At 70.2% G+C, this 11678-nt stretch carries 12 protein-coding genes; 8 read left to right on the plus strand and 4 right to left on the minus strand.

Annotated elements, in window-relative coordinates; all coding sequences use genetic code 11:
• Nucleotides 1–25: 25 nt before the first annotated feature.
• The 5 genes from J7E89_RS33270 (at nt 26) to J7E89_RS33290 (ending at nt 3477) form a co-directional block, all read left to right on the plus strand.
• Nucleotides 26–1675 (plus strand): alpha/beta hydrolase, encoded by a 1650-nt coding sequence (locus J7E89_RS33270; protein WP_214978921.1) that lies wholly within the window; start codon nt 26–28, stop codon nt 1673–1675.
• Nucleotides 1653–2213 (plus strand): hypothetical protein, encoded by a 561-nt coding sequence (locus tag J7E89_RS33275; protein ID WP_214978923.1) that lies wholly within the window; start codon nt 1653–1655, stop codon nt 2211–2213. Before J7E89_RS33270 ends, J7E89_RS33275 begins: the two co-directional genes overlap by 23 nt.
• Nucleotides 2214–2226: 13 nt before the next feature.
• The gene (locus tag J7E89_RS33280) at nt 2227–2733 is read left to right on the plus strand and encodes a type VII secretion target (protein ID WP_214978926.1); all 507 of its coding nucleotides are present in this window, start codon (nt 2227–2229) and stop codon (nt 2731–2733) included.
• Nucleotides 2734–2804: 71 nt separating this feature from the next.
• A complete protein-coding gene (locus tag J7E89_RS33285; protein WP_214978927.1) occupies nt 2805–3110 on the plus strand; it encodes a helix-turn-helix domain-containing protein in 306 nt (101 codons plus the stop codon).
• Nucleotides 3082–3477, plus strand: a complete 396-nt coding sequence (locus tag J7E89_RS33290) for a RidA family protein (RefSeq protein WP_214978929.1) — start codon at nt 3082–3084, stop codon at nt 3475–3477. The genes J7E89_RS33285 and J7E89_RS33290 overlap by 29 nt, the downstream gene beginning before the upstream one ends.
• 215 nt (nt 3478–3692) lie before the next feature.
• On the opposite strand, the gene J7E89_RS33295 is transcribed toward J7E89_RS33290, so the two are convergent.
• From J7E89_RS33295 to J7E89_RS33305, 3 genes are read right to left on the minus strand one after another with little or no spacing between them, the layout of a single operon-like run.
• A complete protein-coding gene (locus J7E89_RS33295) occupies nt 3693–4523 on the minus strand; it encodes a sugar phosphate isomerase/epimerase (RefSeq protein ID WP_214978931.1) in 831 nt (276 codons plus the stop codon).
• Nucleotides 4520–5668, minus strand: coding sequence for a dihydrodipicolinate synthase family protein (locus J7E89_RS33300; protein ID WP_214978933.1), 1149 nt, complete (start codon nt 5666–5668; stop codon nt 4520–4522). Before J7E89_RS33300 ends, J7E89_RS33295 begins: the two co-directional genes overlap by 4 nt.
• On the minus strand, nt 5665–6822 hold the full coding sequence (locus J7E89_RS33305) for a Gfo/Idh/MocA family protein (protein WP_214978935.1): 1158 nt from the start codon (nt 6820–6822) through the stop codon (nt 5665–5667). The genes J7E89_RS33300 and J7E89_RS33305 overlap by 4 nt, the downstream gene beginning before the upstream one ends.
• A gap of 92 nt (nt 6823–6914) precedes the next feature.
• Here J7E89_RS33305 and J7E89_RS33310 point away from each other — a divergent pair, with 92 nt between their 5' ends.
• Complete coding sequence (locus J7E89_RS33310) at nt 6915–8015, plus strand: LacI family DNA-binding transcriptional regulator (protein ID WP_214978937.1); 1101 nt, start codon at nt 6915–6917, stop codon at nt 8013–8015.
• A 196-nt stretch (nt 8016–8211) separates the two neighbouring features.
• On the opposite strand, the gene J7E89_RS33315 is transcribed toward J7E89_RS33310, so the two are convergent.
• Entirely contained in the window at nt 8212–9051 is an 840-nt protein-coding gene (locus tag J7E89_RS33315) for an ABC transporter substrate-binding protein (RefSeq protein ID WP_214978938.1), read from the minus strand.
• A 101-nt stretch (nt 9052–9152) separates the two neighbouring features.
• Between J7E89_RS33315 and J7E89_RS33320 the strand changes: the two genes are divergently transcribed.
• Together J7E89_RS33320 and J7E89_RS33325 are read left to right on the plus strand one after the other, a co-directional pair.
• A complete protein-coding gene (locus J7E89_RS33320) occupies nt 9153–10181 on the plus strand; it encodes a helix-turn-helix domain-containing GNAT family N-acetyltransferase (protein ID WP_214978940.1) in 1029 nt (342 codons plus the stop codon).
• A complete protein-coding gene (locus tag J7E89_RS33325; protein ID WP_214978942.1) occupies nt 10178–11059 on the plus strand; it encodes a sugar phosphate isomerase/epimerase in 882 nt (293 codons plus the stop codon). The genes J7E89_RS33320 and J7E89_RS33325 overlap by 4 nt, the downstream gene beginning before the upstream one ends.
• Nucleotides 11060–11678: the final 619 nt, after the last annotated feature.

An 11678-nucleotide genomic window follows, 5' to 3' on the forward strand; every position in this document is an offset into this window, starting at 1 on the left:
CCCTCACCCGCAAGGCCGGGTGGGCATGACGTCGGATTTCGCACGCCTGATGAAGCAGGATTTCGGCGACCTGAAGGCAGCAGCAGCCGCCTGGCGGAAGCTCGCCACGTGCGCGGACGCGGCCGTCGACCGGCACCGCACCAAAGTGACAGGGCCGCTCCACGCCACCTGGAAGGGTGACGACGCCGACAGCGCCCTGCGGTTTCTCGAGAATGTGGAGGCGCGGCTGGGAATCGTCCAGACGGAAGGCATGGCGATAGCCGTCGTACTGGACGATGTGCGCTTCGAGATGGAGAGCGCACAGAACAAGCTCCGCAACGCCGTGAAGCGGGCCGAGGAGAACCACTACAAGGTCGACGACGACGGCTGGGTCAGTGACCCCACCACCTCTTCGCTCCCCCGCAACGACCCGGACAGCCAGCAGGTCATCAACGGCCGCAGCGGCCCGCTCGGCGAGTACCGGTCGTGGATCGACGAGGCGCTGAAAGAGGCCCGCAAGGGGAGCGCCGACGGGCACCGGGCGCTGACCCTGCTCAACGGGGACGTCATGGACGGCCAGGGGCCGAACGGCACCATGGAGTCCACAAAGGACGTGAAGGAGGCCATGAAGGCCATCGGCGTCGAGGGGCCGCAGATCCCCGAGAACGACCCGAAGGCCGCCGCCACGTGGTGGTACGCCCTCAGCCCGGAGGAGCAGCGCGAGTACACCACGCTCTATCCGCGGGAGATCGGCGCCACCGACGGCCTGCCCACCACCGTACGCAACGACGCCAACCGCACGGCGATCACGCAGGAGAACGCCTACCTCCACTTCGCGGGCCACCCCAGCGACCTCTACCCCGACGACAACCCGCAGGAGTTGCGCAAGCGCATGCACAACATGGAGGTCCTGCAGAACCGGCTCGACGAGGGTGACGCGGCTCCCAAGGGCAAGGAGTTGTACCTCCTCGGCTACGACACCAAGGGCGACGGGCGGGCCATCATCGCGATGGGCAACCCCGACACCGCCGACCACACCGCGGTCCTCGTACCGGGCACCAACACCGAGATGGACAGCGTACCGGGGCAGCTCAACCGCATCGACGCACTCCAGGATGCCGCCACGAACCACAGCGATGGTGGATCAGTGGCGACCGTGAGCTGGCTGGGCTACGACGCCCCCGAAGCCTCAGCCACCGACTTCAACAGCGTCGGTGGAACGGGCCGCGCCGAGGATGCCGCCCCCGATCTGCGGCAGTTCATCGAGGGCACCCGGGCCTCCCACGAAGGGCCGCCGAGTCACACCACCGTCGTCGGCCACAGTTACGGCTCGACGGTCGTCGGCGCCGCGGCGGCGGGCGGCGACGGTCTCGGCGCGGACGAGATCGTCGTGGCGGGAAGCCCCGGCATGACCGTCGACAGGGCATCCGACCTGCAGATGAACCCGGACCACGTATGGGTCGGCGGATCGAGTAACGACGGCATCATCGACGGCTTCTCCGACCTGACACTGGGCGAGAACCCGATGGAGGAACCGTTCGGCGGCCACAACTTCGAAGTCAGCAACCAGGGCGACCACAGCGCTTACTGGGACGAGGACAGCGTCTCACTGGACAACCAAGGGAAGATCATCGCCGGTGTGCCGCCGACGGAGACCCCCAAGGAGGACAACGATGTTCCGCTCCTCCCCTGGTAGAGCCACTCCGCTCCGGGCCGCGATCACCGCGGTCGCCGTACTCATCACAGGAGGCTGCATGCCCGCCGACGACGACAGCAAGGACATCAACGCACCGCTGCCCCGCATGACCAGGGAAGCCGCGCTGAAGTGGGCGAAGGACTACACCGGTTACATGGGCGGCATCGCGGGTGTCGACATCGACCGCTCCACCGAGGTCCCGCGCTACGCCGGGTGCGTGGGCGAGAACGACGAAGTGGCCGAGGACGGCCGGTTCGTCTTCCGCTACCGCGTCTTCACCGAGCTGCCGCCCACCCAGCACACCGCCGTCGTCCGGGCGTTGAAGAGCCAGCTGGAAAAAGATGGATACGAGATCGCCGATTACCGCGAATACCAGGACGCCCGCCTAAGCGCCTCGCTCCTCGCGATCCACAAGGAGCACGGTTACACCGTCTCGGCCAACACGAACAGGCCGAACAAGACCTCGCCCGACTCCATGTCCTTCTCCGCCAACGTCCCTTGCATGCTCCCGCCCGACGCCGAACAGCAGCAGTTCTGAAAGGGGTTGACCCATGTCGTCAGAGCCCAAGGTCGACCCCGCCGAGCTGCGCGCCTCCGCGCACGCGGAGGACGGGACGGCCCAGGACATGAAGGGGCCTTCGGGCACCGCCGTACGCGAATCCGCCACAGCGGCGGGATCGCTGGCGGGCTGGCAGGTCAGCGCAGCCCTGCAGACCATCGCGGACAGCTGGAAGCCGGCCCTGGCGGGGCTGGACCAGCGGATGCGTACGGGAGCCACGAATCTGCGCTCGTCCGCGAACGGCCATGAGTGGAACGACCGTGCCACGGCGAAGGACTTCGAAGGCATGGACACCGTCGGCACCATGTCCGCGCCCGCCTCGGGCGGCGTCGCACCGCCCGCGGCCCGGCTCCCCGATGGCCAGTGGAACCCCAGCGACACCTCCCCCACCCATGAGTTCGGCCCGCCGCCCGCCGGCGACTTCGACGTCACCGCGCGCGACCCGCGCGGCGACGGGGGATCCGCGATGCCGACGTACAACCCGGGTACGGCCGGCTAAGAACTCCTACTGAGGTTTTCGGGTTGTCGTCGGGTAGTGACGGTTCATGATCTCTGCGGTATGCCGGTGGTATGCGTTATCCGGAGGGTGGGTGCCTGACCGCTGAGCGTCGGGCATTTCGGGAGAAGATCCGGCTCCAGGCAGGCGAGCGGTTCGTGGCGGGTGAGAAGACCGCTGCAGTCGCGAAGGATCTGCGGGTGAGTGTGCGGTCGGTGGAACGCTGGCGCCGGGCCTGGCGCGAGGACGGCCTGGAGGGTCTGCGCTCTGCCGGGCCGGCGAACTCCCCGACCGTCACCGAGGTCCAGTTCGCCGTACTCGAGGAAGAACTCGGCAAGGGCCCGACCGGGCATGGCTTCGAACCCAGACCAGTTGCATGAAACGCCCGGCTATCACCACATCACCGTGGTCGAGGCCGGCCGGACGGCGTACTTGGCGGGACAGTGCCCACTCGACCCCGATGGATCCCTCGTCGGTTCGGGTTCCCTGGACGCGCAGATCGATCAGGTCGCGGCAAACGCACTGGCCGCACTGGCTGCGGTTGGAGCCCAACCGCAGCATGTCGTTCGATCGGTGATCTACGTGTGCAGCGACGACACCGACGTCCTGGGGGCCGCGTGGCGCCGTCTCACCGGCTCGGTCATCGGTCCGGCGTTCACCACCGCCAGCACGCTCCTGGGCGTCACACAGCTCGGCTTTGGCGGACAGCTCGTTGAAGTGGATCTCACCGCGTCACTGCCCGAGTGAGCGGAAAACCAAGGAGGCCCGGTCCGTCGACCGGGCCCCTCAGATCCCCTCCCATACAGGCCTCCCTGAATCCCCCCGGATCCCCTCCCAGAAGCCCTGATGCCAAGTAGGACCCGCGGAGTGGCGGAACGGTTGCACGGAGATATGGATTTATTTGACGAGGACACAAGATGCCCGCAGACGATCAAAGCTTGATCGCAGCCGGAGCATTTCGCTCATGATCGGAGGACGTGAGTGACGTAGCGGTCCGCCACCTCTGCCAGGACTTCCGCGCCGTCACGGGACCAGAGGGCCTCGTTGAAGATCTCCACCTCGATCGGGCCCGCGTAGCCGGTCGCGTCGACCAGTTCGCGGAAGCGGCGGAAGTCGACAGCGCCGTCGCCCAGCTGCCCCCGGCCCAGCAGTACGCCGGCGGGCAGCGGCGTGATCCAGTCGGCCAGTTGGAAGGCGGCGATGCGGTCGCCCGCGCGGGCGATGCCGTCCGCGAGGCGGTCGTCCCACCACAGGTGGTAGGTGTCGACGACCACTCCCAGTTGGTCGACGGGGAAGCGCTCGGCGAGGTCGAGGGCCTGGTTCAGGGTCGACACCACGCAGCGGTCCGAGGCGAACATCGGGTGGAGCGGTTCGATGGCCAGGCGTACGCCCCGTTCGGCGGCGTACGGCGCCAGCTCGGCCAGCGCGTCCGCGATGCGTTCGCGCGCCGCGCACAGGTCGCGGCTGCCGGGCGGGAGGCCGCCCGAGACCAGGACAAGGGTGCTGGTCCCGAGGGTGGCGGCCTCGTCGATGGCCCGGCGGTTGTCGGTGAGCGCCGAGGCGCGGTCGGCGCCTGCGCCGGTGAGGAAGCCGCCCCGGCACAGGCTGGTGACGGTCAGCCCCGCGTCCCGCATCAGGCGGGCGGCGCGCTCGACGCCGTACTCCTGGACCGGGGCGCGCCACAGCCCCACGCCGGGGACGCCCGCCTTGACGCAGCCCTCGGCCAGCTCAGGGAGCGACCACTGCTTGATGGTCTCCTGGTTGATGCTGAGCCTGGACAGGGCGTCGGTCACTGGTCCACTCCGTGCAGGGTGAGGAAGGTCTTCATACGGGTTTCGGCAAGGAGGGGGTCCGGGAACAGGCCCAGGCCGTCCGCCAGTTCGTACGCCCGGGAAAGGTGGGGCAGCGAGCGCGCAGAGTGGAGGCCGCCGACCATCGTGAAGTGCGACTGGTGGCCCGCGAGCCAGGCGAGAAGGACAACGCCCGTCTTGTAGAAGCGGGTGGGGGGCTCGAACAGGTGGCGGGACAGCTCCACCGTGGGGTCGAGGAGTGCGCGGAAGGCCTTCTCGTCGCCCGTGTCGAGCGTACGGACCGCTTCGGCCGCCAGCGGGCCCAGCGGGTCGAAGATGCCGAGGAGGGCGTGGCTGAAGCCGAGGTCGTCGCCCGCGATCAGTTCCGGGTAGTTGAAGTCGTCGCCCGTGTAGCAGCGCACCCCCTTCGGCAGGCGGCGGCGCAGGTCGATCTCGCGCTGGGCGTCCAGGAGCGAGACCTTGATGCCGTCGACCTTGTCGGGGTGGGATGCGATGACCTCCAGGAAGGTTTCCGTGGCCGTGTCCAGGTCTGTACTCCCCCAGTAGCCGTCGAGCGCCGGGTCGAACATCGGGCCCAGCCAGTGCAGGATCACCGGCTCGCTCGCCTGGCGCAGGAGGTGTCCGTACGTCGCCAGGTAGTCCTCGGGGCCTCGGGCGGCGGTCGCCAGCGCCCGTGACGCCATGAGGATGGCGCGGGCGCCGGTCGACTCGACCAGGGCCAGCTGTTCCTCGTACGCGGCGGTGACGTCCGGCAGGGTGGCCTCGCCGGGCGGCAGTTGGTCGGTACCGACGCCGCACGCGATCGCACCGCCGACGGCCTTCGCCTCGGCGGCTGAGCGGACGATAAGTTCGCGGGCCCCCGCCCAGTCGAGGCCCATGCCGCGCTGCGCCGTGTCCATCGCCTCGGCCACGCCGAGTCCGTGCGACCACAGGTGGCGGCGGAAGGCGAGTGTGGCGTCCCAGTCGACGGCTGCGGGCGAGTCGGGTGATACGTCGGCGTACGGGTCGGCCACCACATGCGCCGCCGAGTAGACCGTGCGGGAGGTGAGGGGGGCGCCGTGCGGCGCGAGCGCGAGGGGTTCGGTGCGGGGTTCGTACGCGCGGCCGTGCGGGAGTCTGATCGTCACAGCGACAGCTCCGGTACGTCGTAACGGCGGCCCTCTGCGGACGACTTGAGGCCGAGCTCGGCCAGCTGTACGCCGCGAGCGCCCGCGAGGAGGTCCCAGGCGTACGGCTCGTCGAGCGCGACATGGCGCAGGAACAGCTCCCACTGCGTCTTGAAGCCGTTGTCGTACGTGTCGTTGTCGGGGACTTCCTGCCACTGGTCGCGGAAGGAGTGCGTGACCGGAAGGTCCGGATTCCAGACTGGTTTGGGGGTCGCGCTGCGGTGCTGCATGCGGCAGTTTCGCAGCCCGGCGACCGCGGAACCGTGCGTTCCATCCACCTGGAACTCGACGAGTTCGTCGCGGTTGACGCGGACCGCCCACGAGGAGTTGATCTGCGCCACCGCGCCGCCCTCCAGCTGGAAGATGCCGTACGCCGCGTCGTCGGCGGTGGCGGCGTACGGCTTGCCCTGCTCGTCCCAGCGCTGCGGGATGTGCGTCGTGACGTGCGACTGGACGGTCGTGACCCGGCCGAACAGCTCGTGCAGCACGTACTCCCAGTGCGGGAACATGTCGACGACGATGCCGCCGCCGTCCTCCGCCCGGTAGTTCCAGGAGGGACGCTGGGCGTCCTGCCAGTCGCCCTCGAAGACCCAGTAGCCGAACTCTCCCCTGATGGAGAGGATCTCGCCGAAGAAGCCGCCGTCGATCAGGCGCTTCAGTTTGAGCAGGCCCGGGAGGAAGATCTTGTCCTGTACGACGCCGTGCTTGATGCCGGCGTCCCGGGCGAGGCGGGCCAGGCCGAGCGCGGCGTCGAGGCCGGTGGCCGAGGGCTTCTCCGTATAGATGTGCTTGCCGGCGGCGATGGCCTTTCTGATGGCCTCCTCGCGGGCGGAGGTGACCTGCGCGTCGAAGTAGATGTCGACCGTCTCGTCGGCGAGGACGGCGTCGAGGTCCGTCGACCACTCGGTGAGGCCGTGGTGTTCGGCGATCTCCTTGAGCGCGTGCTCGCGGCGGCCCACCAGGACGGGCTCCGGCCACAGGACCGTGCCGTCGCCGAGACCGAGGTCCAGGCCGCCCTGTTCGCGGATGGCGAGGATCGAGCGGACGAGGTGCTGCCGGTACCCCATCCGGCCGGTGACGCCGTTCATGGCGATGCGCACTGTCTTGCGTGTCACGAAAGTTCCCTCCGTACGGCATAGCAAGCGCTTTCTATGCGCTATGAAGCTAGCCTGCGGACAGCTGCTCGTACAAGACCCGGAGGACGACAATGACAGTGACCTTGGCGGACGTGGCGGCACGCGCCCAGGTGTCGCCGGCCACCGTCTCCCGTGTGCTCAACGGCAACTACCCGGTCGCCGCTGCCACCAGGGAGCGGGTGCTGCGCGCGGTCGACGACCTCGACTACGTGCTGAACGGACCGGCGAGTTCACTTGCCGCCGCGACGTCCGATCTGGTCGGCATTCTGGTGAACGACATCGCCGATCCCTTTTTCGGGATCATGGCCGGGGCGGCTCAGTCGCAGATCGGCGGGCCGGAGGGAGCCGGCGGGCCCGGCGCGGGGCGGGCGGGCGGCGAAAAGCTTGCGATCGTCTGCAATACGGGGGGATCGCCCGAGCGCGAGCTCACCTACTTGACGCTGCTGCAGCGGCAGCGCGCTGCCGCGGTGATTCTGACCGGCGGCGCGATCGAGGACCCCGAGCACTCGGCGGCGGTCGCGGCGAAGCTCGCGAAACTGGCGGACGCGGGTGCGCGGGTGGTGCTGTGCGGGCGGCCGCCGCTGGCCCTGCCGGGGGGTGCGGACGCGGTGGTGGCCGCGCTGGCCTTCGACAACCGGGGCGGGGCGCGGCGGCTCACCGAGCATCTGCTGGCACTGGGGCACCGGACGATCGGGTACGTCGCCGGGCCGGTGGAGCGTACGACCACCCGGCATCGGCTGGAGGGGCACCAGGAGGCGATGGGGGCGGCCGGGCTGGGTGACGTGGTGGAGCATCTGACGGTGCACGGTCCGTACGACCGGCGGTCGGGGTACGACGCGACGCTGGAGCTTCTGCGGCGGGAGCCGGGGTTGACGGCGGTGGTCGCCGCGAACGACACGGTGGCGCTGGGCGCGTGCGCTGCGCTGCGGGAGCAGGGGCGGAGCATCCCGGACGACGTGTCGGTGGCGGGCTTCGACGACCTGCCGTTCTCGGCGGACACGATGCCCGCACTGACGACCGTACGGCTGCCGCTGTACGAGGCGGGGGCACGGGCGGGACGGCTCGCGATGGGGCGGGAGGCGGCGCCGCCGGGGGGTATCGCATCCGTACCGGCGGAGCTGATGGTGCGGGGGTCTACGGCTGCGCCGTCTGAGGCTGCGCCGCGGGGGTGAGGTGGGGGTGAGGCTGGTGGGGCACGGGCGGGGGCGTGCCGCTCCGGGGGCGGCGTTCGGGACTGCATGATTTAGGCGCGATACGGCGCTGAGTCGCGAAGCCCGCACCCTGCCCACAAATCACGCTCTACGTCCCGAACACCACCCCCTGCGCGGCCCGCCCCCTCGCGCCGGTTCACGGTTCACGGTTCCCGGTTCAGCGGCCGGCCAGCGCCTCGGACACCCGGGTGAAGAAGCGTGCGTGCGCGGCGCTGCTGGCCGGAAGCTCCGGGTTCCAGGGGATCACGCGGGCGTTGCCCAGGCGGGCCGCCTCAAGGGGCGACGCGTTGGCGCGGGTGTCCGCGAGGACGACCGGCGGGGCAAGCGAAGCCGCTTCGGGCCAGGACACGGTGGACCAGTTCGCGCCGCCCTCGGCGGGCGGTTCCACCAGGCGTACGCCCAGGTCGGCCAGGGCGCGCAGGTCGGGCCACGCGTGCGGTCGGGCGAAGTGGACCTGCTCGTCGCCCGCCGGGGAGAGGGCCAGGACGCGCGGTGCGTCGTCCGTGGCGACCGTACGCAGCCGGTCGCGGGCGGCGTCCAGTGCGACAGGGGGCTCCGCGCCGCCGAGTGAGGCCGCCAGTGCGGCGAAGCGTCCGCGGATCGAGTCGAGTGAACGCCCCTGGCCCACTTCCAGTACGACGACCGGAACCCGCTCTTCCAGGTGTTTGGCCGCGTCCGGGTCGATTCCGTACACCTGCCCTCCTCCGTAGCTGACGGCTACGACGAGGTCGGCTCCGGAGGAGAGGAGACGGTCGGGGTCGAGTGAGGCGCCCGCGCCGAAGTACGTGACTTCGCCGAACGGCAGCCGGCCGGACTTGGCGCGGTCGGGTGCGGCGCCATCGTGGTACGAGCCGAAGATCCCCAGCGGAAGTAAGCCGTGGTCCCAGAGGGTCGCCCCGGCCTGGATGTAGGCGACGATCCTGGTCGGCCACCGGGCGGCCGACGACAACTGCCCGCGGTCGTCGCTGAACTGCCATATCCCTGCTGCTGCTGTCATGGGCGAGTCCTGCCCCGTCCGGAGCTTCCGTACGCCGCTGTCCCGCCCAGGCGCTACCGTTGACTCAGTCAAAGGAAACCTGAGGAAGTCCGAGGTGGATCATGGCTATTCAGGAAGTTCGCGCGTTCAACCGCTTCTATACGAATCTGATCGGCGCGCTGGACTACAGCCGCCACCTGTACACCCCGTACACGCTGACCGAATCGCGTGTCCTCTACGAGCTCGCACATTCCGCCCGTACGGACGCGGCGGACCTGCGCACGCAGCTGTCGCTGGACGCCGGTTACTTGAGCCGCCTGCTGGCCAAGTTCGAGCGGGACGGGCTTATTGAGCGCGGGCCGTCCAAGGACGATGCCCGACGCCAGCGGGTCACCCTCACGGCGCGGGGGCGGGAGGCGGCGGCCCTGCTGGACGAGCGGTCGCGCGAGGCGGTGGGGTCGCTGCTGTCCGGCGTACCGGCTGAGGAGCGGCCGCGCCTGACGGGCGCGATGCGGACGATCCGCGAAGTCCTGGGCACGAGCACGAGCACGGGCACGGGCACGAGGACGGGCACGGGCACGAGGACGGGCACAAGCACCACCACCGTCACCGCCTCTTCCCGCACCCCTTCTCCCAACCCTTCCCGGCCGGTGCTGCGGGAACCGATGCCGGGTGCCCTCGGCTGGATCGTGCAGCGGCACGGCGCGCTGTACGCGGCCGAGTTCGGCTGGAACAGCGAGTTCGAGGGGCTGGTCGCCCGTATCGTCGCCGACTTCGCCCAGGACCACGACCCGCACCTCGAACGCGTATGGATCGCCGAGCTCGACGGCCGCCCGGTCGGCTCGGTGATGTGCGTACGGGACGACGTTCCCGGCACGGCCAGACTGCGCCTGCTGCTGGTCGATCCGCAGGCGCGCGGCCACGGGCTGGGTGAGCTGTTGGTCCGTACGGTGATCGATTTCGCTTACGAGGCGGGCTATCGGGAAGTCGTGCTGTGGACGAATGATGTGCTGACAGCGGCACGGAAGATCTATCGGCGCGCCGGATTCACGCTCGTCGCCGAGAAGCCACACCGGTCGTACGGAGCGGACTTGGTGGGCCAGGACTGGCGACTCCCCCTTCGGCCCCTTCAGGAAGGACCATCAACATGAAGTACGCCTTCTCCACCCTCGGGGTGCCGGGCATGCCGATGAGTGATGTCGTACGACTGGCGGCCGAGACCGGCTACGACGGTGTGGAACTGCGCGCGCACCCCGAGGAGCCGGTCCATCCGGGCATCGGTGTGGAGGAACGGGCGGACGTGGTCGAGCGGTTCGACGGCGCGGGCGTCCGGATTCTGGCCGTGGCGGGGTACGCCCGGGTGGCGGCACCCGGCGAGGACGAGCCCGTGCAGGAGGAGCTTCGCGGCCTGCTGGCGCTGGCCCGCGACCTTGGCGCGCCGTTCGTCCGGGTCTTCCCCGGTGGTGGCGACGGGCAGAGCCAGGAGGAGGCGGACGCGACGGCGGCTCGCCGCTTGGGGCTGGCGGCGGAGACGGCGGCGGACATGGGCGTACGGATTCTGCTGGAGACGCACGACTCGCACAGGACGGGAGCGGCGGCCTCCCGCATCCTCGGCCCGGTCGGCCACAAGAACGTGGGCGCGCTGTGGGACGTGATGCACACCTGGCTTGGCGGCGAAACCCCGGCGGCGGCACACGCGGTACTGGCCCCTCACCTCGGATACACCCAGCTCAAGGACATTGCGTCGGCCGACGACACGACCCCGCTGGCGCTGGGCGCGGGCGTGCTGCCGCTGGGCGAGTGCGTCGCGCTGCTCGACGACGACGGCGACGGCGACGGCGACGGCGACGGCGACGGCGACGGCGACGGCGACGGCGACGGCGGCTGGGTGTGCTGGGAGTACGAGAAGCGCTGGTACCCGGAGGCGGCGGAGCTACCGGGCATGCTGGCGGCGGGCCGGGAGTACGTGGAGCACCTGAGGCAGGCTCATTCCAGCGGGGGCAGGAGCGTCACCGGGAGTGGGCGGTAACCAAGGCTTGCTTCTGGGGGTTTCGGGTCGTTCCCGAGCGCTCCAGGGTCGGTGGGCCGGACCGGCGCGTCAAGGGCGCTCCTGCGTCGCGTCGCTGCGCGATGCGCCTGCGGCCCACCCTTGACCCGCCGCCCCGGCCCACCGCTAACGCTTTCCACGGGGACGGCCCAAAGGAAAACGCCCTGCACGCGAGGTGGGGGATGGGCGGAGGTCGGTTCGGTGGCTGTCGGGTGAGTGGGTGGGGCGCGACAGGTTGAGCGGGTGGCGCGGCCCCTGGCTCGGCGGGTGCGGGAACGGCCGCTGGTGCGACATCCCCATTCCCACGCACACGAGCACCCACACCGGTGGACGGCCGGCCTCTGCGGTCGACCTGCGGACCGGCCGGTCCGCAGACGGGACGCATGAGTTGAATGGGGTGACCCGGGTGGGTGTGGCGTCCACCCACCACGGTGGTCGGTGGAGCCTCAAGCACCTGGTCGGTGTGGGTGGGGGGACGGTTACCCAGGGGTGCGGATCCTGCCGATGGTCCGGCCGGACGGATAGCGCGGCCGCTGGGGTGGGCCCGACGTCCTCGACGGCACTCTGGGCACTCGGCGGGCTCGGTGGGCTTGAGGGGGCT

The organism is Streptomyces sp. ISL-100 (genome assembly GCF_018614615.1).
Lineage (GTDB): Bacteria > Actinomycetota > Actinomycetes > Streptomycetales > Streptomycetaceae > Streptomyces.

Bases quoted from the DNA above. Each gene is read 5' to 3' on its own strand.
- J7E89_RS33270 (WP_214978921.1), top strand. From the start codon at position 26: ATGACGTCGGATTTCGCACGCCTGATGAAGCAGGATTTCGGCGACCTG.
- J7E89_RS33275 (WP_214978923.1), top strand. From the start codon at position 1,653: ATGTTCCGCTCCTCCCCTGGTAGAGCCACTCCGCTCCGGGCCGCGATC.
- J7E89_RS33280 (WP_214978926.1), top strand. From the start codon at position 2,227: ATGTCGTCAGAGCCCAAGGTCGACCCCGCCGAGCTGCGCGCCTCCGCG.
- J7E89_RS33285 (WP_214978927.1), top strand. From the start codon at position 2,805: ATGCGTTATCCGGAGGGTGGGTGCCTGACCGCTGAGCGTCGGGCATTT.
- J7E89_RS33290 (WP_214978929.1), top strand. From the start codon at position 3,082: ATGGCTTCGAACCCAGACCAGTTGCATGAAACGCCCGGCTATCACCAC.
- J7E89_RS33310 (WP_214978937.1), top strand. From the start codon at position 6,915: ATGACAGTGACCTTGGCGGACGTGGCGGCACGCGCCCAGGTGTCGCCG.
- J7E89_RS33315 (WP_214978938.1), bottom strand. From the start codon at position 9,051: ATGACAGCAGCAGCAGGGATATGGCAGTTCAGCGACGACCGCGGGCAG.
- J7E89_RS33320 (WP_214978940.1), top strand. From the start codon at position 9,153: ATGGCTATTCAGGAAGTTCGCGCGTTCAACCGCTTCTATACGAATCTG.
- J7E89_RS33325 (WP_214978942.1), top strand. From the start codon at position 10,178: ATGAAGTACGCCTTCTCCACCCTCGGGGTGCCGGGCATGCCGATGAGT.